The organism is Rhizobium sp. P1_C7, from assembly GCF_056406295.1.
The window spans coordinates 85,741-106,401 of sequence record NZ_JBFUAL010000008.1; the positions used below are offsets into that span (position 1 = coordinate 85,741).

General features: G+C 62.0%; 16 protein-coding genes. 8 read left to right on the top strand and 8 right to left on the bottom strand.

The features are described 5' to 3' along the window. Positions 1-97: 97 nt before the first annotated feature. The 5 genes from AC1D2R_RS14480 to AC1D2R_RS14500 all read right to left on the bottom strand — a co-directional run bounded on the left by AC1D2R_RS14480 (position 98) and on the right by AC1D2R_RS14500 (position 4,776). Complete coding sequence (locus tag AC1D2R_RS14480; protein ID WP_477967959.1) at positions 98-265, bottom strand: hypothetical protein; 168 nt, start codon at positions 263-265, stop codon at positions 98-100. 129 nt (positions 266-394) lie between these two features. Beyond that, the gene (locus AC1D2R_RS14485) at positions 395-1,651 is read right to left on the bottom strand and encodes a sensor domain-containing diguanylate cyclase (protein WP_477967960.1); all 1,257 of its coding nucleotides are present in this window, start codon (positions 1,649-1,651) and stop codon (positions 395-397) included. Between the two features lie 163 nt (positions 1,652-1,814). Further along, entirely contained in the window at positions 1,815-3,332 is a 1,518-nt protein-coding gene (locus AC1D2R_RS14490; protein ID WP_477967961.1) for a tripartite tricarboxylate transporter permease, read from the bottom strand. Between the two features lie 11 nt (positions 3,333-3,343). Then, positions 3,344-3,835 (bottom strand): tripartite tricarboxylate transporter TctB family protein, encoded by a 492-nt coding sequence (locus AC1D2R_RS14495; protein ID WP_477967962.1) that lies wholly within the window; start codon positions 3,833-3,835, stop codon positions 3,344-3,346. Beyond that, positions 3,832-4,776, bottom strand: coding sequence for a Bug family tripartite tricarboxylate transporter substrate binding protein (locus tag AC1D2R_RS14500; RefSeq protein ID WP_477967963.1), 945 nt, complete (start codon positions 4,774-4,776; stop codon positions 3,832-3,834). Before AC1D2R_RS14500 ends, AC1D2R_RS14495 begins: the two co-directional genes overlap by 4 nt. 345 nt (positions 4,777-5,121) lie before the next feature. Between AC1D2R_RS14500 and AC1D2R_RS14505 the strand changes: the two genes are divergently transcribed. Then, a complete protein-coding gene (locus tag AC1D2R_RS14505; RefSeq protein WP_477967964.1) occupies positions 5,122-5,310 on the top strand; it encodes a hypothetical protein in 189 nt (62 codons plus the stop codon). 37 nt (positions 5,311-5,347) lie between these two features. Here the strand turns inward: AC1D2R_RS14505 and AC1D2R_RS14510 are convergent, their stop codons facing one another. The 3 genes from AC1D2R_RS14510 to AC1D2R_RS14520 form a co-directional block, all read right to left on the bottom strand. Continuing rightward, entirely contained in the window at positions 5,348-6,538 is a 1,191-nt protein-coding gene (locus AC1D2R_RS14510; protein ID WP_477967965.1) for a GAF domain-containing sensor histidine kinase, read from the bottom strand. 111 nt (positions 6,539-6,649) lie between these two features. Continuing rightward, the gene (locus AC1D2R_RS14515; protein WP_477967966.1) at positions 6,650-7,042 is read right to left on the bottom strand and encodes a response regulator; all 393 of its coding nucleotides are present in this window, start codon (positions 7,040-7,042) and stop codon (positions 6,650-6,652) included. A gap of 114 nt (positions 7,043-7,156) precedes the next feature. Continuing rightward, a complete protein-coding gene (locus tag AC1D2R_RS14520; protein WP_477967967.1) occupies positions 7,157-8,224 on the bottom strand; it encodes an ABC transporter substrate-binding protein in 1,068 nt (355 codons plus the stop codon). Positions 8,225-8,373: 149 nt separating this feature from the next. On the opposite strand from AC1D2R_RS14520, the gene AC1D2R_RS14525 reads away from it, so the two are divergent. The 7 genes from AC1D2R_RS14525 to AC1D2R_RS14555 all read left to right on the top strand — a co-directional run bounded on the left by AC1D2R_RS14525 (position 8,374) and on the right by AC1D2R_RS14555 (position 20,546). Continuing rightward, positions 8,374-10,224, top strand: coding sequence for a TPR end-of-group domain-containing protein (locus AC1D2R_RS14525; protein ID WP_477967968.1), 1,851 nt, complete (start codon positions 8,374-8,376; stop codon positions 10,222-10,224). Positions 10,225-10,311: 87 nt separating this feature from the next. Then, the gene (locus AC1D2R_RS14530) at positions 10,312-10,989 is read left to right on the top strand and encodes a response regulator (protein ID WP_477967969.1); all 678 of its coding nucleotides are present in this window, start codon (positions 10,312-10,314) and stop codon (positions 10,987-10,989) included. Continuing rightward, a complete protein-coding gene (locus tag AC1D2R_RS14535) occupies positions 10,986-12,368 on the top strand; it encodes a sensor histidine kinase (protein ID WP_477967970.1) in 1,383 nt (460 codons plus the stop codon). The genes AC1D2R_RS14530 and AC1D2R_RS14535 overlap by 4 nt, the downstream gene beginning before the upstream one ends. 110 nt (positions 12,369-12,478) lie before the next feature. Beyond that, on the top strand, positions 12,479-15,799 hold the full coding sequence (locus AC1D2R_RS14540) for a transglutaminase family protein (protein WP_477967971.1): 3,321 nt from the start codon (positions 12,479-12,481) through the stop codon (positions 15,797-15,799). 12 nt (positions 15,800-15,811) lie between these two features. Further along, positions 15,812-18,229, top strand: coding sequence for a circularly permuted type 2 ATP-grasp protein (locus AC1D2R_RS14545; protein WP_477967972.1), 2,418 nt, complete (start codon positions 15,812-15,814; stop codon positions 18,227-18,229). Positions 18,230-18,234: 5 nt separating this feature from the next. Further along, on the top strand, positions 18,235-19,113 hold the full coding sequence (locus AC1D2R_RS14550; protein ID WP_477967973.1) for a transglutaminase family protein: 879 nt from the start codon (positions 18,235-18,237) through the stop codon (positions 19,111-19,113). A gap of 236 nt (positions 19,114-19,349) precedes the next feature. Continuing rightward, the gene (locus AC1D2R_RS14555; protein ID WP_477967974.1) at positions 19,350-20,546 is read left to right on the top strand and encodes a pilus assembly protein; all 1,197 of its coding nucleotides are present in this window, start codon (positions 19,350-19,352) and stop codon (positions 20,544-20,546) included. Positions 20,547-20,661: the final 115 nt, after the last annotated feature.

The window sequence follows — 20,661 nt, forward strand, 5'->3', positions numbered from 1 at the left end:
CTCCCGACAAAAATAAGCCCGCGACCATCCGGTTGCGGGCTGTTTCGTATCTGGCGGTCTACAGACCACCGGCCATGGCGCCTGTTCAGGCGCGAGGTTAGTGGTTGATTTTGCCGAACATGCTCGGGTCTATGCCGAGTTCGCGCAGATCGCGGTGCTTCGGGCGACGACCGGATTCGATCGTGGCACTGACGGCATTGGCAGAAGCGATCATCGCAAAGGCGCGACCAAGGAAGCCGTCGCGAACAGCCTGACGGAAGGACATTTTCTTTCTCTCTTGCTTTATGATTGACTGCTTGCATGTGTGCATGCGCGTGCCGGACGACAAGCGACGGAAATTCAGCCCTGCCATGCAAGAACATGCGAACCGCTGAAACGGCTACTGGCGATAGGGTCAGACCTTGAACGCTACTTCGACGTTTTGTCGATCCTGCGCGATCACCCGACACATCGTTTCGAAGCCTTCGCCCTTGATGGACAGAACGAACTCAGGAGGAATACCGGCTGAATTCGAAACGGAAAGGCCCGCACTGTCAGCGCCGATCGATTTGATGGTGCAGTCTATCGTCGAGCGCCGATCGTTGAACATGATGGAACCCGCCTTCAAAACCCTCCGACGGGAGCCCACCATGTGATCGGCGCGGATGGAACTCCACGAAACGCACTGATTGCGGCCATTGTGTTTGGCGTGATACATCGCGGCGTCCGCCTGAGCGAGCAGTGTCTCGATGTCCTTGGCGACGATTGAGAGTGCCGAAATGCCGAAACTGGCTGTCACGTTCAACGAACCGTAGTCGCCACGGATCGGCTGAGACGAAATTGCAGCCCTCGCCTTTTCGGCGACAGCGGTTGCGCCCTCGCGGTCGACATGCGTGAGGACGATACAGAATTCCTCCCCCCCGAGGCGGCCGAACAGATCATCGGCTCTGAGGCTCTCCTTGCAGGTCGCTGCCACCGCACGCAGAACCTCATCGCCCGCGGCATGGCCATAGGTGTCGTTTACGCTCTTGAAATGGTCGATGTCGAGTACGATGCACGACAGATTATGCTGGTGTCGCAGAGCCGAAGAGATGCGTTGATCAGCCTCTTGCTTGAAGGCACGCCGCGTAAGCGCGTCGGTCAGGCTGTCGGTTGCTGCCGACTGCAACAACTCGATCCGGTCCATCGCGGCCCCCGCCAGTTCCTCGAGGATGGCAAGATCCTTCGGCCCGAACGACCTCGGCGCGCGGTCGATGGCGCATACCGTTCCAACGATATGCCCCTCCTTTGTTCTCAACGGAACGCCTGCGTAGAATCGGATGTGGCTGTCGCCTGTCACGGCGGGATGTTGGACGAATCGCGGATCCTTCGTGGCATCCTGCACGACGATCGGTTCTTCGTTGTCGACGACGTATCGGCAGAACGTATGTTCGCTCGGAACCTCGTCGGCTGGAAGGCCCGAACAAGCCTTGTACCATTGACGATGCGCGTCGATGAAAGACACGAGCCCTATGTCGATCGTGAAGATCGCCTTTATCAACCGCACGATTCGCTCGAAGCCTTCGTCCCTGGGGGTATCGAGGAAGTCGAGCTGTTCAAGCGCAGCCAGGCGCTCAATTTCCCGCTTTTTCGTGTCTGCGGAAGACTTCCCGAATGCCCTCGCAACGACCAATGCAGCATTCCTCCTCACCGGACTGAGATAGCGATGCCTCTCATATATTAGTGAATAAATTGGATACCAACCGCTGGTTTCAAAAAACCGCATCCGACGGAAAACGGCCGGCTGATGTTTCCATCACCGGCCGCAAGCTGTGGGTTGGTATAGTCTTTTTATTTTAGTCTTCGTTGGCCGCCAATTGCGAGAGAACCTGGCCGCGACCGCGGATTCTGAGGACCAGCGGGATCAGGAACGCTGCGGCGGCCACGATCAGCAGGCCTGCGGCGATCGGCGACATCACCAGCGTCGTGATGTCGCCCTGGCTGATCGCGAGCGCCCGGCGCAGCTGTTGCTCGGCAAGCGGCCCGAGGATCAGCCCGACGACCGCAGGCGCGATCGGATAGCCGAACAGGCGCATGATGTAGCCGAGGATGCCGAAGGCGAGCAGCATGCCGAGCTCGAACACAGACGGATTGGCGCCGATTGTGCCGAGGGTGGCGAACAGCAAAATGCCGGCGTAGAGCCAGGGCTTCGGGATCGTCAGCAGACGTACCCAGAGGCCGATCATCGGCAGGTTGAGTACGAGCAGCATGGCATTGGCGATGAGCAGGCTGGCGATCAGGCCCCAGACAAGCTGCGGATTGGTGGCAAACAGCAGCGGACCGGGCTGCAGGCCGTACTGCTGGAAGCCGGCGAGCATGATCGCTGCCGTCGCCGTGGTCGGCAGGCCGAGCGTCAGCAGCGGCACCAACGTGCCGGCAGCCGAAGCGTTGTTGGCCGCTTCCGGACCGGCAACGCCTTCGATGGCGCCGTGGCCGAACTCCTCGGGATTCTTCGCCAGCCGCTTCTCGGTCGCATAGGAGAGGAACGTGCCGATTTCGGCGCCGCCCGCCGGCATCGCTCCGATCGGGAAGCCGATCAGCGTGCCGCGCAGCCAGGGCTTCCAGGAGCGCGACCAGTCCTGCGATGTCATCCACAGCGAGCCTTTCACCGCTTCGATCTTGTCTTCGATGCGATGGCCCTGAGCGGCAATGTAAAGCGTCTCGCCTATTGCGAACATGGCGACCGCCAGAGTGGTCACCTCGACGCCGTCGAGAAGATCGGGAACGCCGAAGGAAAGCCGCGCCTGCCCCGTCTGCTGGTCGATGCCGACCATGGCGAGCGCAAAGCCGATGAACAGCGAGGTGAGCCCGCGCAATGCCGAATCCCCGAAGGCCGAGGAGACGGTGACGAAGGCGAGAACCATCAGCGCGAAATACTCGCGCGGCCCGAAGACCAGCGCCAGCTTGACGATGAACGGCGCGATGAAGGCAAGCCCGAGCGTCGCGATCAGACCCGCCACGAAGGAGCCGATCGCCGCCGTTGCCAGCGCCGGACCGCCGCGGCCAGCACGCGCCATCTTGTTACCCTCGAGCGCGGTGACGATCGAGGCGCTTTCACCCGGTGTGTTGAGCAGGATCGAGGTCGTCGAGCCGCCATACATGCCGCCGTAATAGATGCCGGCAAACATGATCAGCGAACCGGCCGGATCGAGCTGGTAGGTAACGGGCAGGAGAAGAGCCACGGTCAGCGCCGGACCGATGCCCGGCAGGACGCCGACGGCGGTACCGAGGGTGACGCCGACGAAGGCATAGAGCAGGTTCATCGGTTGCATGGCGACCAGGATGCCCTGGAAGAGGAATTCAAAGGTGCTCATCGCATCCAATCCTAGAAGAAGAGTCTTTCAAGCGGCCCTGCAGGCAGGGTGAGCTGCAGCAGCTGCGAGAAGATGGCCCAGACGACGAAGCTGAAGACGATGCCGAAGGGGATCGAGAACCACAACTTGCGACGGCCGAACCCGCGTGCGGTGAACGCAAAGAGGATACCCGTCGCAATCGAGAAGCCGGCGGTCTTCAGAAGCAGCATCTGCGCGGCAAGGCCTGCGATAACCCAGACGACGGGAGCGATTTCCTGATGCTCCCGCTCCGGGAACTCACCGCGAAAGGCCTCGAAGACCGTCCAGACGCCAAGACCGATCAGCCCGACGGCCACGACCTTGGGCGCGGTGGCCGGTCCGATGCGGGCATATTGCGCGATGGTCTTGAGATGCATGGCATCCCAAAGCATCACCGCAGCAACGGCGAAGAGACAGATGGCAATGACCAGCGCCGCCCAATCGAGGCGGCGCTTCGTTGCCAGGGGTGCGTTACCCTGGCTCATTGAACCAGTCCGATCTCTTTGAGGATGGCTTCGGTCGCCGAAACATCCTTCTCAAGCTGAGCCTTGAAGTCGTCGCCGGCGAGGTATGTGTCGGCCCAGCCCTTGGTCTTCAGGATTTCCTGCCAGCTTGCGGACTTGGACAACTTGTCGAAATCTGCGGTCACGGCAGCCGTCTGCTCCGGCGTCAGGCCCGGAGCCGCGGCGACCATGCGCCAGTTCTGCACGCTGACGTCGACGCCGGCTTCCTTCAGCGTCGGCGCGTCGACGCCGTCGATGCGCGCGTCGCTGGAGACGGCGAGCAGGCGGAGCTGGCCGGCCTTCACCTGCGATTCGAATTCGCCGTAGCCCGAGATTCCGGCCGTGACCTGTCCGCCGAGAATGGCTGCAAGCGCTTCGCCGCCGCCTGAGAAGGCGACGTAGTTGATCTTCGTCGGATCGACGCCGGAAGCCTTGGCGATCAGGCCGACCGCGATATGGTCGGTGCCGCCCGCCGAGCCACCGCCCCAGGAGACAGAACCCGGGTCCTGCTTCAGCTTGGCGACGAGATCGCCCATCGTCTTGATGTCGGAAGCGGCCGGAACGACGATCGCTTCATATTCGCCGGTAAGGCGGGCGATCGGCGTGACGTCCTTCAGCGTGACGGGCGACTGGTTAGTGAGGATCGCGCCGACCATGACATAGCCGCCGACGATCAGCGCATTCTGATTGCCGCTGTTCTGGCTGGCAAACTGCGCCAGGCCGATGGTGCCGCCGGCGCCGGGAACGTTCTGAACCTGAACGTTGCCGCCGATGCCTTCCTTCTGCATGACGGCCTGCAGCGAGCGTGCCGTCTGGTCCCAGCCGCCGCCGGGTGCCGCCGGTGCCATGATGGTGTAGTCGCCCGCATACGCCGGCAGTGCGATGGCAGCGGCAAAAATCGTCGCAAGGAAAGTGTGCTTCATGATGTGTCCTCCGTGGCGCGGCTGAGGACCGCGCAGTTGTTCTCAATGGAATCGGGAAGGACACCGCAGACGGACCTCGAGGTCCGATAAACAAGTGAAAATTCCTCCCGAGACTTCCGCTCTCCGCCTCCACGGATCAGAAGTTATGTGAAACGGACCATAACAAGCTGTCATTTAGCTGACATCGACCGGTTATCCAGTCTCTCCAACACCTTGTTACCGCGATTGGCGCCGCATATTTGGTCTGCCGGAGTGGGTCGCCTGCGATCGCACAAAAACACAACCGTTAGAGGGAACTTTTTTGCGCCGCCGGCGTTAACGCGCTTGTATGAGGGAGGTGACGCCATGAGTTCCCATCTCGATATCCAGACAATCGACAATCAGCGCTTGCGGGAAGTATGGAGCGTGCGGGATTTCGCGCGACGTCACCGGCTGGACAAGACAGAGGAGAAGCGTCTGCTCACCCTATTCGGATCGTTTGCGTCGAAACAGGAGCTGCTTGCGAACGCGCAGCGGCCGTGCCTTTTCCGCTGATCGCCGTTAAGACGGGGATCCTGCAAAGGTCGCCGGGTTACTCGGCGGCAGCTCGGCTTTTTACTGCAACAGCCGGGAGCTGAAACGTAAAGCGTGTTTCTCCCTCGTCGGAGACGACCGAGAGCGTTCCCCCGTGCGCCTTCGCGATCTCCGAGGCGATGTAGAGCCCGAGCCCGAGGCCTTCCTCGCGCAATCCGCGTCGCTTGAACGGCTGGAAGATACCCGTAATCACGTCCGGGGAAATCGGGATGCCACAGTTCGCAACCCATAGCTCGAATGATCCATCCCTCACCTGCGCACCGGAGCGGATCCAACCGTCCTTGGCTCCGTGAACGATGGCGTTCGACAGCAGATTCGCAAACAGTTGACCGAGGCGGTCGCTGTCGACGTATAGGTCGCCGTCGATCGCGAAATTCCTATCGATCCGGCGATCCGGATAGATCTGCGCAAACTCGGCCACGATCGCTTCGAGCGCATCGTTGATCGACGTGAATTCACGCCGCAGAACCATGCCGCCGCCAAGTCCCCGCGCGAAATCCATGACGTTTTCGACGATGTTTGAAACACGTGTGATCGTCTGCTCCATGAGACCCAGCACAGCCTTGCCCTTTGGATCGACGACCGAAGTGCGCAGCAGCCTCGTGCCGGCGGCCATCGAAGCCACCGGGTTCTTGATATCGTGGCCGAGGATGGCAATGAACTGATCGCGCAGCTGCGAGGTTTCGAGCTCAGCACCAAGCCGCCGCTCGAGGTCGATAAGCTGGCGGCGAGCGTCGATGTGCCTTGCAATGAGATCGGCGAAGAGCTTTGTCGTGGTGACGACCCGGGGATTGTCGACCTGCGCCGGATTAGGATCGATCGCGCACAAGGTGCCGAAGAACGAGCCGTCGCCGAGAAAGATCGGAACCGAGATATAGCTCTGGAAGCCATACTTTAGCGGGGTGTGGTGGCCGATCCAGCTCGAACTCTGGCTGACGTCGTCGATGGCGACGGCCTTGTGGTGCTGACGGATTTCGTGACAGATCGTGGTCTCGACCGCGAGTTCGCCGCCAGGCTGCAGGCCGAAATCGATCGTGTCGAGCACCGCGCAGGCAACCCACCGGTCCGGCGTCACGCGCGCGACGGCGGCAAAGCCCATGTGCGTGGTGGCCTGCATCACTTGCAGGATCGTCGGAATGACGTCGATGGAAGCGACGGTATCGAGATCCTCCTGGAAGTCGTGGGTCACCGCAGGTCTCCTCCCTCGATGAGGTGCTTCGAACGATTGTTATCGCATTTCCGGACCTGCATCATTTCACTCAGATGTCCGTCGTCTGATTGCATGGGAGCCGGGCCTTGCTCAGGAGGCGAAGGGAGTGAGAAAACGCGAGGATGACGAAGGATAACCCCGCCGAACCGCGGCGGCGTATTCGAGGGCTTCGGACACCTTTGCCGGCCAATGCGGCTTCGAGACGACGCCCACCGCGCTCTCGCTGTCGCGAACCATTTCCGGATTTCCGGTCATGAAAACCACAGTCACTCCGTAGCCACCCGCCAAGCGTTCAGCGATCGAAGGACCCGTGATACCATCGGCTAGATGCACGTCCACGAGTGCCACCTCGGCCTCCTTCGCAAGCTCCATGGCCTCACCGAAGTTGCGTGCCGGACCGATCACCTCGTAGCCAAGATCCTGAACGATGGTTTCGAGATCGAGTGCAATCAGCAACTCGTCTTCGACAATAAGTACTTTCATGCGGAAATAGCCTGTCTCAATCAGGCGCGCTCCTGCGCGCGAGGAGAGGAAACGTCGATCGCCCAGATTGGTTCCCGGCCGTCGAAAATATCCCTGACGTGCTGCGGCTCCCGTTTACTGCGTGCGCAACACCTCGTTCCAGTGGGCAATCAGTCGCGCACGCTTGACCTGATCGAGATAGACCATCAGGCCCGGGCTCACCGGCACCGGCCGCAGCTGCGCGCCCAGCAGTTCCTGCATCGTATTTGCCGTATTCTCGCCGGTCACTTCAGGGCTGACGGCGGGAATCTGCAATTCGCGAGCCATGATGGTCTGCCCCTCCTTTGACATGAAGAACGAGAGGTAGCGGCGCCCGAGCTCGGGATCGGCGGCCGCCTGCGGCACAAGTCCGATCCGCGACATCACCACCGTGTAGTCCTTCGGCAGCACGATGCCGACATCCGGGTGCCGCTTCGCCCAATCGGCGGCGTAGGAGCCGAGAATATTGTAGCCCAGCACGAAACGTCCGTCGGCAACGCGTTCAAGAATGGCCGAGCTTGTGGAATAGAGTTTGACGCCCGCCGCTCCCATCGCTCCGATGACCGACCAGATATCGCCGAACTGCTCTTGGTCCCGTGCCATGAACAGGAAGCCTACACCTGACCGCTCGATGTCGTAGGTGCCTATCCGCCCGTGTACGGCATCGCCCTTGCGCTTCAGGTAATCGACGAACTCGGCCCGCGTACTCGGCGGTGGTTCGTTGACGAAACTCGGCTTGTGGTAGACAAAGACTGCAGGTTCGAAGGTCAGCGCATAGGCGGTGTTGCGCCAGTTCGCCCATTTCGGCCATCGTCCGCTCATCGGCAAGTTGCTCGGCTGGGCGTAGCCGTCATTGGAGAGCTTCACCTGCAGGTCCATGGCCGAGGAAAAAGCAAAATCCGCCGTTCGCTGGCCGGCATCGGTCTCCCTGACGATCCGGTCATAGATCTCGCCGGTGAGCATGTCCTCGTACTTGACCGCCACATCAGGGTTCGCATCCTGAAACCCCCGGATCATCGGCTGCGCCAGCGGCTCGTCGAGCGACGAATAAACGACCAGCACCGGCGCAGCTATGTTGCCGGAGAGCGCCGGATAGAACACCTCGTCCGCGAGCGCGATGCCCGGACAGGCCAGCAGAAATGCAAGTAAAACCAGTCTCCTCATTCGCCTAGAATGCATGACCGCAAAGGGCGGCACAAGAGACCGGCAGGCAGCATCGCGATTGCCGCACGCTCCTCCAAAGACGTAGCAGCGACGCAGGACAAAGTCCGCCAAAACCGGTAGTGTTCATCAAACCTATCGCGGAGGATGCATTGGAGCGACGACTGACCGCCATACTCGCCGCCGACGTCGTCGGGTACTCCCGGCTGATGGGCGTCGATGAAACGGGAACCCTGGCAGCCGTCAATCGTCAGCGCAGCGAACTGCTCGAGCCTGCGATCATCAGGCACAGCGGCCGGTTGGTGAAGCTTCTCGGCGATGGGCTGCTGGCGGAATTCGCAAGTGTCGTCAATGCCGTCGCCTGTGCCGTCGAAATCCAGCGAGGCATGGCGCAACGAAACGAGGACGTCGCGCAGGAACGCCGCATCCAGTTGCGGATCGGCATCAATCTGGGAGACGTCATTGTCGAAAATGGCGACATCTTCGGTGACGGCGTGAACCTTGCTGCACGGCTGGAGGCGGTCGCCGAACCCGGCGGCATCGCCGTTTCCCAGACTGTCTGCGATCAGATCGGCACGCGGCTGGGTCTGCATTTTGAGGACCGCGGCCAACAATCGCTGAAGAACATCCAGCACCCCATTCGCGTCTACGCCGTGCGTTTCGATCAGCCGGCCGAGACAGCCGGATCGCCTGCCGGCGGTGGCATTCCCGATCAGCAGTCGATCGTGGTGCTGCCCTTCACCAACATGAGCGGCGACCCCGATCAGGAGTATTTCTCCGACGGACTGACGGAAGACATCATCACCGACCTATCGAAGGTTTCAGGCCTTCTGGTGACGCCGCGCAACACCACGTTCACCTACAAGGGTCGGCACGCCAAGATCGGCCAGATCGCCCGCGAGCTGTCGGTACGCTACGTTCTGCAGGGCAGCGTCCGCAAATCGGGCGACCGCGTCAGGATCAGCGCGCAGATGATCGACGCCGGCAATGAGGATCATCTCTGGGCCGATCGCTACGACCGGGACCTGACCGATATCTTCGCGATCCAGGACGAAATTGCGCACGCCATTGTCGGCCAGCTGAAAATCAAGCTGAGGCCGGAAGAGATACGGGCGATCGAAACCGAGCCGACATCCAATGTCGAGGCCTATACCTATTACCTCCGGGGACGAAAATTCGCCCGCTCGATGACGATGTCCTACCTGAGCCTTGCGAGACGGATGTTCTCTAAAGCCATCGAACTGGACCCGGACTATGCCCGCGCCTATGCGGGTATTGCCGATTGCGATTCCGCCCTTCACATCTGGTATGCGGCTGAGTTGCCGATCAAGGATATTCTCGAAACGAGCGCCAAGGCGCTGACGCTGGACCCCGACCTTGCCGAAGCCCACGCGGCGCGGGCCATCGCCTTGCATCACAGTGGGCAGGACGAAGAGGCCGATCCGTATTTCCAGCGCGCACTTGCACTGGATCCCAATCTTTTCGAGGCGAATTTTCATTTTGCCCATCGGCTTTTCAAGCGGGGACAGTTCGAACAGGCGATCGTCTATTTCGAGCGCGCTGCATCCCTTTATGTCGACGACTATGTCTCCCCGATCTTGCTGGCCGCCGCCTGCCACTCGCTCGGCCGCGTGGAAGAGAGACGAAAATGGGCACTCGAAGGCATTGCCCGCTCCGAGCGGGCGTCCGATCAGAATCCCGGCAATTCCGCACCCGTCCATCGCGCAGCGCTCGCCTATGCGCAACTCGGCGACCGGAGCCGCGCGCTATCCTGGATCACGCGGGCACTTGCCATGGATCCGAACGATGTCATCACTCGCTACAATGCAGTTTGCGTTCACGCCGTTCTCGGCGACGTCGACCACGCCATCTATCTCCTCGAGCGTTTGGTACCGAACAGTTCGTCCTACCAGCTAGGCTGGTTCACCAACGATTCCGATCTCGACAACATCCGCTCCGACCCGCGTTTCGACAAGCTGATGGCGGCCATTGCGCAACAGTAGAGACCCGGCAGGCTGCCTCGGTGAATGACGGACGGTGACAGCGTTTCCGCCGCGCTGTAATCTTATTCGAAAATCAAGGGAACATCCGTGCGCATTCTACTGGTGGAGGACAATATCGCGCTTGCCGACGGGCTATCGGCCATTCTGCGCGGCACCGGCCATGCCGTCGATGTCGTCCACGACGGGGCTTCGGCAAATGCGGTCACAGCCGCCGAGGCATTCGACCTCGTCGTGCTCGATCTCAACCTTCCGGAGCTGGACGGCCTCGACGTGCTGCGCGCCATGCGAGCCCGGAAGAACCAGGCGGCGGTGCTGATCCTCACTGCCCGCGGCACACCGGAAGAGCGTGTGAAGGGGCTCGATCTCGGCGCCGACGACTACCTGATAAAGCCCTTCGACATTGCAGAATTCGAGGCGCGCGTGCGGGTGCTGTTGCGCCGCCAAGCGGGCCTTCACTCGGCAACAGTGAGCTTCGGCGTCGTCTCGCTCGATCTCAGATCGCGCGCCTTCTCCGCCGGCTCGACGCCGCTCGATATCCCCGCCCGCGAGCTCGGCCTTCTCGAAATCCTGTTCATGCGCGCCGGCAAGGTCGTCGCCAAGGATGCGATCATCCAATCTCTGACCGCCTTCGACGACGACATCTCGGCCAATGCCATCGAGCAATATGTCAGCCGCCTGAGGAAGCGTCTGTCGCCCTACGGGCTGACGGTGAAGACGGCGCGCGGCATCGGCTACTATCTTGACAAGCTGCCAGAGGCTCCATGACGGCGGCTTATTCGCTTCGACGCAGGCTGCTGTTCTGGCTGCTGATATCGACCGCAATCATCGGCATGGTGGCGCTGGCCGATACCTACCGCGAGGCGGTGCAGACCTCCAACATCGTCTCCGACCGCGTGCTCGCCGGCTCTGCTCTGGCGATTGCCGAACGCGTCGTCGTAGCAGAGGATGGCTCGCTGGAGGTCGATATTCCCTATGTCGCCTTGGAGATGCTGACCTCGGCGGCACAGGACCGCGTCTTTTACCGCGTCGACGGGCCGCCAGGAGAATTCATCACCGGCTATCAGGCGCTTCCGGTTCTCAAGGAAACGCGGGGCGACAGTGCAGCCTTTGCCGACGACACCTTCCGCGACGAACCGATCCGCGTCGCGACGCTCAGGCGCTCGGCCTCCACAGGCATCCGCTCCGTCCCGTTCACCGTGACAGTCGCCGAAACGACAATCGCCAGACGCCATCTCGCTGGCGCGATCCTCGTCCGTTCGGCGCTGCGTCTTTCCCTCATGATAGCAGGTGCTGCGGCCATCGTCTGGATATCCGTGACAGTGGCGCTGCGCCCGCTCTACGAGCTCCGCGACGCCATCGGCGAACGCAGCCCCGACGACCTGCACCCGATCGAGCAGTCCGTTCCGAGCGAGGTCCAGCCGCTGGTCGATACGGTCAACGGCTTCATGGTGCGCCTGCAATCGGCGCTCGATGCGCTTCGGAATTTTACAGGCAATGCCAGCCACCAGTTACGCACCCCGCTTGCGATTATCCGCACCCAGCTTGCCCTGTCCGCCCGGGCCGCCACGCTCGCGGAGGCGCAGGGCTCTGCGCTGAAAGGCGATCAGGCCGTCGCCCATGCCGAGAGAATTCTGGCCCAGCTGCTTCTGATGGCCAAGATCGACGCGGCTGCGGCCAGGGAGGCCTTGACGGCCTCGTCGATCGATCTGACAGCGATCGCGCAGGACATCACCGGCGAACTCATTCCCGCCGCAGGTGCCGCCGGCATCGATCTCGGCTTCGAAGGCAACGGCCCGCAGACCATCCGCGCAGAGCCGCTTTTGATCGGCGAACTCCTGCGCAATCTTGTCGGCAACGCCATCGCCTACGCCGGCAAGGGAGCCGAGGTGACGGTCCGCATTCGTCGCACGGACGGATCCGTCTGCCTCGAAGTCGAAGACAACGGCCCCGGAATTCCCCCGGAGAAACTGGCCACCGTGCGCCAACGCTTTTCCCGCGGCAACCAGTCCGGAGCGCCGGGCGCAGGGCTTGGTTTGCCGATCGTCGAAGAGATCGCGGGCCTCTTCAACGCCGCACTCGATCTTGAGCCGGCTGTCGGCGGCAAAGGGCTCAAAGCGACCGTGACGTTCGCAACCGCTGTCTAAACGCTTAGCGGCATTAACCATTCCGCCTTGCATTCTTTCGCTGCATTGCACACACTGCATTCGGGAACAGCAAATGCCGCACAAAGACGTGGCGCCGGATAAGGCACGATATGTCAATCAAAGCCAGCATCTATCATCTGACGCACTACAAATATGACAGGCCGGTTCGTCTCGGCCCCCAGGTCATCCGCCTGAAACCCGCCTCGCATTCGAAAACCAGGGTAATCAGTCATTCGCTGAAGGTCACACCGTCCAATCACTTCGTGAACCTGCAGCAGGATCCCTACGGCAACTATCTCGCCCGCTACGTGTTTCCGGACCCCGTCACCGAGTTCAAGATCGCGGTCGATCTCGTTGCCGATATGACGGTCTACAATCCCTTCGACTTTTTCATCGAGGAGAACGCCCAAACCTGGCCGTTCGCCTATCCAGAAGACATCAGCGACGATCTGAAGATCTACATGCAGCCGCAGCCGATGGAGCCGGCGCTGGCAGCTTACGTCGCCGGCATCGACCGCACGCCGATGCGCACTATCGATTTCATCGTCGGCCTCAACGCTCGTCTGAAACAGGACATCGAGTACGTCATCCGCATGGAGCCCGGCGTCCAGACGCCGGAGGAAACGCTGCGGCTTGCTCTCGGTTCCTGTCGCGATTCGAGCTGGCTGCTGGTCGAAATCCTGCGCAACCTCGGGCTCGCCGCCCGCTTCGTGTCGGGCTATCTGATCCAGCTGACGCCTGACCTGAAGGCGCTCGACGGCCCCTCTGGCACCGACGTCGACTTCACCGACCTGCATGCCTGGTGCGAGGTCTATCTGCCCGGCGCCGGCTGGATCGGCCTCGACCCAACCTCCGGTCTTCTCACCGGCGAAAGCCATATCCCGCTCGCCGCCACCCCGCATTACCGCAACGCCGCGCCGATCTCGGGCGCGCTATTCGGCCAGGCCAATACGGAATTCGACTTCGACATGAAGGTGTCGCGCGTCGCCGAGCATCCGCGCATCACCAAGCCTTTCTCCGACGACAGCTGGGACGAACTCAATGAGCTCGGCGCCAAGGTCGATCGCATCCTCGCGGCCGAGGATGTCCGCCTGACGATGGGCGGCGAACCGACCTTCGTCTCCATCGACGATTTCGAGTCCGAGGAATGGAACACCGAGGCCGTCGGCCCGACCAAGCGCGAGAAAGCCGATCAACTGATCCGCAAGCTGCGCGAGCGCTTTGCTCCCGGCGGCTTCCTGCACTACGGCCAGGGAAAATGGTATCCCGGCGAAAGCCTGCCCCGCTGGACCTTTTCGCTGTACTGGCGCAAGGACGGCAAGCCGATCTGGCAGAACCCGGAGCTGATCGCCGGCGAAGGCAAGGACACCGGCGTCAAGGCGGAAGACGCTTCGAACCTCCTCAACGCCATTGCCAGGGAATTGGCGATCGAACCCGAAATGGTGCTGCCGGCCTACGAGGACCCGGCCGAATGGATCATCAAGGAAGGCAGCCTCCCTGAAAACGTCGATCCGTCGAATTCGAAGCTGAAAGACCCGGAAGAGCGCAGCCGCATCGCCCGCGTCTTCGAACGCGGGTTGACCGCCCCTACAGGCTACATTCTACCGGTTCAGGCCTGGAACGCCAAGGCCGCGGGCCACCGCTGGGTCAGCGAGAAATGGCGTACGCGTCGCGGCAAGATCTTCCTCGTGCCCGGCGACAGCCCGGTCGGCTATCGCCTGCCACTCGGTACGCTTCCCTATGTCCCCCCGGCCCGATATCCCTATATCCACACGGCGGATCCGTCGATCCCGCGCCAGCCGCTTCCCGAGGTATTCGTTCCCGCCGGTCGCGCCATGCCGGAAGCGTCCCGCCAGAGCGATGACAGCAGCCAGAGCCGTGTCGAGCAGACGGTCGGCGAAATCGGTGGCGCCGTGCGCACCGCGATTTCGGTCGAACCGCGCGACGGCAGGCTCTGCGTCTTCATGCCCCCGGTCGAGCGGATCGAGGATTATCTCGAGCTGATTGCTGCCGCCGAAAACGCTGCGGCCGAACTTGGCCTCCCCGTCCATATCGAAGGCTACTCGCCGCCCCAGGACGAGCGCATCAACGTCATCCGCGTCGCTCCCGATCCTGGCGTCATCGAGGTCAACATCCATCCCGCGTCCAACTGGCAGGATTGCGTCGGTATCACCACGACGATCTACGAGGAGGCGCGCCAGACCCGCCTCGGCGCCGACAAGTTCATGATCGACGGCCGCCACACTGGCACCGGCGGCGGCAACCACGTGGTCGTCGGCGGTGCGAACCCGGGCGACAGCCCGTTCCTGCGCCGCCCGGATCTGCTGAAGAGCCTGGTCCTGCACTGGCAACGCCATCCGGCCCTGTCCTACATGTTCTCCGGCATGTTCATCGGCCCGACAAGCCAGGCGCCCCGCATTGACGAGGCTCGTCACGACAGCCTTTACGAGCTCGAAATCGCCATGGCGCAGGTACCGGCGCCTGGCCAGGGCGCGCCGCCGCTGCCCTGGCTGACAGACCGCCTGTTCCGCAATCTCCTGATAGACGTCACGGGCAACACCCACCGCGCCGAGATCTGCATTGACAAGCTGTTTTCGCCCGATGGACCGACCGGCCGTCTCGGCCTGGTCGAATTCCGCGGTTTCGAAATGCCGCCGAACGCGCGCATGTCGCTTGCCCAGCAGCTTCTCGTCCGCGCCCTCGTTGCCCGCTTCTGGACCAATCCGGCAGACGGCACATTCGTGCGCTGGGGAACTTCGCTCCACGACCGCTTCATGCTGCCGCATTTCATCTGGCAGGACTTCCTCGACGTGCTGGCCGATCTCCGGCAGAACGGCTTCGATCTCAGCCCGGAATGGTTCAAGGCACAGCTCGAATTCCGCTTCCCCTTCTGCGGCGAGGTCGAATACGAGGGCTCGAAGCTCGAACTGCGCCAGGCGCTGGAACCCTGGCACGTCATGGGCGAGGAAGGCGCGATCGGCGGCACCGTGCGTTATGTCGACAGCTCCGTCGAGCGCCTGCAGCTCCGCCTCGAAACCAGCAACTCGTCGCGCTATACGGTCACCTGCAATGGTCGCACCGTGCCGTTGACGCCGACCGGCACATCGGGCGTTTCCGTCGCCGGCGTTCGCTTCAAGGCCTGGCAGCCGGCGTCGGGATTGCACCCGGTTCTGCCGGTCAGCACACCGCTGACCTTCGATATTTATGATACATGGTCGAAGCGTTCGATTGGAGGCTGCATGTATCACGTTGCCCATCCGGGCGGGCGTACCTATGACACCTTCCCGGTCAATGGTAACGAAGCGGAAGCAAGGCGTCTGGCGCGATTCGAACCGTGGGGACATACGGCGGGCAGCTACAGTCCGCGCACCGAAACGGGCTCCCCGGAATTCCCGCTGACGCTGGACCTGAGGCGACCGGCAGGACTTTAGACCTAGGGTTTTATGGGCAAGAAACCGGTAAGAGAGCTGAGGACAGACATCAAGGACCGCATCGGCAACGATGCGGCCCGCGGCTATGCGCCGCTTCCCGGCATCGCAGACGAGATGGTCGATAACAACGGCGCAATCCGCCCCGTCTGGCAGCGTTTCATCTCCCACCTCAATCGCATACCGGAGAAAGACCTGACCGAGCGTTTCGCCCGCGCCGAACGCTATTTGCGCGATGCCGGCGTGTTCTACCGTGCCTATGGCAGCACCGGCAGCGCCGAGCGCTCCTGGCCCCTCTCTCACGTTCCCGTGCTGATCGACGAGCGCGAGTGGGAGACGCTATCGGCTGGCCTCGTCCAGCGCGCCGATCTGCTCGAGTCGATTGTCGCCGACCTCTATGGCCCGAACAGGCTGGTTGGGGAAGGGGTCCTGCCGCCTGCCCTGATTGCCGCCAACCCGGAATTCCAGCGCCCGCTCGTCGGCATAACCCCGGCCGGCGGCCACTACCTTCACTTCTGCGCCTTCGAGATCGGCCGCGGGCCCGACGGCAACTGGTGGGTTCTGGCCGATCGCACGCAGGCGCCCTCCGGCGCTGGCTTCGCGCTCGAAAACCGCGTGGCGACGACGCGCGCCTTCTCGGACATCTTCGCCGAAACCCCGGTCCACCGGCTGGCATCCTTCTTCGGCGCCTTCCGCGATGCGCTACAGGGCATGAAGCACAGCGGCGACGACCGCATCGCTGTCATGACGCCGGGGCCCGCCAACGAGACCTACTACGAACACGCCTACATCGCGCGCTATCTCGGCTTCATGCTGCTCGAGGGCGAGGATCTTGCGGTGCTCAACGGCAAGGTCATGGTCCGTACCGTTGCCGGCCTGAAGCCGATCAGCGTGCTCTGGCGCCGCCTCGATTCGGGCTATGCCGACCCGCTGGAGCTGAACCAGAATTCGCACATCGGCACGCCCGGTCTTGTCGAGGCGCTGCGCGCCGAGAACGTCACCATTGTGAATGCGCTGGGCACCGGCCTTCTCGAGACGCGCGCCCTCCTCGCCTTCATGCCGACGATCTGTCGCGAGCTCTTTGGCGAGGAGCTGAAGCTGCCTTCGATCGCGACATGGTGGTGTGGACAGAAGAGCGAACGCGAGCATGTCGCCGCAAATATCGAGAAAATGGTGATCGGCCCGGCCTATTCCCGCGCGCCGTTCTTCGACGACAACGGCGAATCCGTGCTCGGCTCCGCCCTGCGCGCCACTGCCCGGGACTCGATCGGCGAATGGCTGAATTCCGACGGACCGAAGCTCGTCGGCCAGGAAACGGTGACGCTCTCGACAACGCCGGCCTGGGTCGGCGGCAAGCTGACGCCGCGGCCGATGAGCCTGCGTGTCTTTGCCGCCCGCACCGCCAACGGCTGGCAGATCATGCCGGGCGGTTTCGCCCGCATAGGCGCGGGCGACGATGTCGCCGCGATCGCCATGCAATCGGGCGGGGGGGCAGCCGACGTCTGGATCGTCAGCGACAAGCCGGTCGAGCGCCACACCCTGCTCCCGGCCGAAGGCAGCTTCACCCGCAACATGCCCGGCAGCCTGCCCAGTCGCGCCGCCGACAACCTCTTCTGGCTGGGCCGCTACATCGAGCGAGCCGAAGGCGCGCTGCGCATCCTGCGGGCCTGGCACGCGCGTTTCGCCGAAGCCGCCGACCCGAGCCAGCCGCTGCTGGCCGACGTTTCGAAGTATCTCGCCGCAGTCGACATCGACGCAGAGGACGCGGTGCCGGAAACCCTGCTGCGCAATATCGACAGCGCCGTCTATTCGGCAAGCAATATCCGCGACCGCTTCTCGCCGGACGGCTGGCTGGCGCTGAACGATCTCGCCAAGACCGCGCGGCGCTTCCACGCGACGGTTTCGCCGGGGGACGACGCCAGCCACGCGATGACGATCCTGCTGCGCAAGCTCGCCGGCTTTGCCGGTCTCGTGCATGAAAACATGTACCGCTTCACCGGCTGGCGCTTCCTGTCGCTCGGCCGCCACATCGAGCGCGCCCTGCACATGACGCGCCTGCTCGGCCACATGTCTGGCACCGACGCCCCCGATGGAGCGCTCGACATGCTGCTGGAGATCGGCGACAGCGTCATGACCCACCGCCGGCGCTACAACGTCAACACGGCACGCCTGACGGTCACCGATTTGCTGGCGCTCGACCCGCTCAACCCGCGCTCGATCCTGTTCCAGATGAACGAAATCCATCGCGAGGTCGAGCAGCTGCCGAACGCGCTGGTCAACGGCCAGATGTCCCCCTTCTACCGAGAGGCCATGCGCCTTCATTCGGGCCTCGCCGTGATGACGCCGGAGGCCATGAGCGACGACGTCTATCACCGTCTCGAACGCGAGCTGGAGCATCTGTCCGATCTCCTGGCGCAGACCTATCTGGGGTAACGCCGGTGCTCTACGATCTCTCACTCCATATGGGCTACATCTATGACACGCCGGCCTCGGGCGCGCGCCACATCATGCGGCTGATGCCGCTGTCGCTGCCCGATCGCCAGCGCCTGGTCGCCGGCTCGATCAAGGTCTCTCCGACACCGGACGAGCAGGCGAACTTCGTCGATTTCTTCCAGCATCCGGCAACCGCCTTCATGGTGCGCGCACCGCACGAAAAGCTCGACATCCGAATGCAGGCCCGCGTGCAGGTGGAAAGCCATTCGATTGCTGCAGACTTCTCGCCCCTGCTGACGCGTCTGCCGGACGAGGTCGCAGGCGTGCGGTCGCTGAAGCCCGATGCCCCGCATCACTTCCTCGGCAATAGCCCCCGACTGACCGAGACGCGGGCGATCTCCGACTACGCAAAACACGCACTGGAACCGTCCCGCACCGTCCTGCAGATTGCCAATGCGCTCTGTGCCCGCATCCACAAGGACTTCACCTACGATTCCGACGCCACCTCCGTCGATACGACGCCGCTTGAAGCCTTCCAGCTGAAGCGTGGCGTCTGTCAGGATTTCTCGCACGTGATGATCCTGGCGCTGCGAAGCCTCGGTATTCCCGCGGGCTATGTCTCGGGCTTCTTGCGCACCATCCCGCCTCCGGGCAAGGAGCGGCTGGAAGGTGCGGACGCCATGCACGCCTGGGTACGGGTATGGTGCGGCACGACGCTCGGCTGGGTCGAACTCGACCCGACGAACAACATTCCTGCCGGCTCCGACCATATAGTCGTCGCCTACGGCCGCGACTACTCCGACGTCGCGCCCGTGATCGGCGTCCTGAAAAGCTATGGCAGCCAGCGCTCCGTTCAGGCCGTGGACGTTATCCCGCTGAAGTAAGCGAAGCGCTTCGGCCGCCGGAAGACGAAGACGTCTGCATCCTATGCGATAATCACGTCATTTTGCCCTCTTAGGCAATGATTCCGGTACAAACCCGCACAGGAAAGCGACAATTCGTTAGAATTGTAGCGAATGCTTAAATTTGGTCTCAACAAATGCGGCGCAAGAGTGATTGCATTAATGGGGCAACCAACTCAGGTGACATGATGCACACCTCGCATTCGCTGAAGACCAGCATGCTTAAGCTATTGAACGATCGCGGCGGAAATTTCGCGATGCTGACGGCGATCGCACTGCCAGTGCTTATCGGCTCGGCCAGTTTGGCGGTCGACTTCTCGAACATGGTCGTTCAGAGGCAACAGCTTCAGGAGGCCACCGATTCGGCGGCACTCGCAGCCGCATCGGCGCTCGCATCGGGCAAAGTAGCGACCGACGCCGCAGCAAAGGAACTGGCAAAGTCGTTCGTCGCCGGACAGATGTCGAACTACGTGGATCAGGCGACGGCTGACGCCATCAAGAATTCGGTCTCGGTTGACATCCAGACCAAAACAACATCCGGCGGCAAGAGCTACAAGATCACGCTGGGGGGCGCGTCTCAAATCGGCACAACACCGCTTGCGCGCATATTCGGATATGACAAGCTCCAGGTTGCCGCTGCAAGTACTACGACCAGCGGCATCAGCGAAGAGCGCAGCGCCATTTCCATGACGCTGGTGCTCGATGAGTCAGGTTCAATGAAGGCGGACACCGGCACGCTCGATCCAACCCAGACAAGCTGCGTCAAGTATGATACCAGCGGCAATCAGATTATCGACAAAACCGGCAAGACGCCTGTCACCAAGTTCAGCCCATGCTACATCAAGAAAATCGATGCGCTGAAAGCCGCAGCAAATCTTCTACTTGACGAGATCGACAAGGCCGACCCATCCAAGCCCGCAAAATACAGCCGGACGAACGCAATCGCATGGAACGATGCCGTTCGCCTTTCAAGCAGCTTCGCCTGGGGCACGTCAAATACTCGCAGCCAGGTGATTAACGTTCTGTCAGCCGGCAACGGCACCGAATCCTATGCGCCGATGCGCCAAGCACACAACGGCTTGAAGGACACTGCGGCGAATGCGGAAACGACGACCCAAACGAGCGCCGGAAACACTAAGCTCACGAAGTACATCGTTTTCATGACGGACGGCGACAACAACGCCACCAGCTCTGACACGAACACACGCGCCGAATGCTCGAACGCAAAGACCAAGGACAATATTAAAATCTACTCGATTGCCTTCATGGCACCGTCCCGCGGACAACAGCTTCTCGAGGATTGCTCGAGTGGTGCAGGTTTCTATTTCAAGGCCGAAAGCATGAGCGATCTCCTTTCGGCCTTCCAAAAGATCGGCCAGGACGCGGCCGCCAGCAAGACCTTGCTGACCCAATAAGACTACCGAGGTCCATTCCAACAAAAAAAGCCGCTCCGGAACAAACCGGGGCGGCTTTTCGTTGTTCGAAAATCCCGTCGATCAAAGTCGGAAAACCGATTGAAATCAAGTTCTT

What these genes read in the sequence shown, in the direction of transcription:
- AC1D2R_RS14480 (WP_477967959.1), bottom strand. Translation starts at nt 265, where the DNA reads ATGTCCTTCCGTCAGGCTGTTCGCGACGGCTTCCTTGGTCGCGCCTTT.
- AC1D2R_RS14540 (WP_477967971.1), top strand. Translation starts at nt 12,479, where the DNA reads ATGTCAATCAAAGCCAGCATCTATCATCTGACGCACTACAAATATGAC.
- AC1D2R_RS14490 (WP_477967961.1), bottom strand. Translation starts at nt 3,332, where the DNA reads ATGAGCACCTTTGAATTCCTCTTCCAGGGCATCCTGGTCGCCATGCAA.
- AC1D2R_RS14515 (WP_477967966.1), bottom strand. Translation starts at nt 7,042, where the DNA reads ATGAAAGTACTTATTGTCGAAGACGAGTTGCTGATTGCACTCGATCTC.
- AC1D2R_RS14520 (WP_477967967.1), bottom strand. Translation starts at nt 8,224, where the DNA reads ATGAGGAGACTGGTTTTACTTGCATTTCTGCTGGCCTGTCCGGGCATC.
- AC1D2R_RS14505 (WP_477967964.1), top strand. Translation starts at nt 5,122, where the DNA reads ATGAGTTCCCATCTCGATATCCAGACAATCGACAATCAGCGCTTGCGG.
- AC1D2R_RS14500 (WP_477967963.1), bottom strand. Translation starts at nt 4,776, where the DNA reads ATGAAGCACACTTTCCTTGCGACGATTTTTGCCGCTGCCATCGCACTG.
- AC1D2R_RS14555 (WP_477967974.1), top strand. Translation starts at nt 19,350, where the DNA reads ATGCTTAAGCTATTGAACGATCGCGGCGGAAATTTCGCGATGCTGACG.
- AC1D2R_RS14535 (WP_477967970.1), top strand. Translation starts at nt 10,986, where the DNA reads ATGACGGCGGCTTATTCGCTTCGACGCAGGCTGCTGTTCTGGCTGCTG.
- AC1D2R_RS14495 (WP_477967962.1), bottom strand. Translation starts at nt 3,835, where the DNA reads ATGAGCCAGGGTAACGCACCCCTGGCAACGAAGCGCCGCCTCGATTGG.
- AC1D2R_RS14545 (WP_477967972.1), top strand. Translation starts at nt 15,812, where the DNA reads ATGGGCAAGAAACCGGTAAGAGAGCTGAGGACAGACATCAAGGACCGC.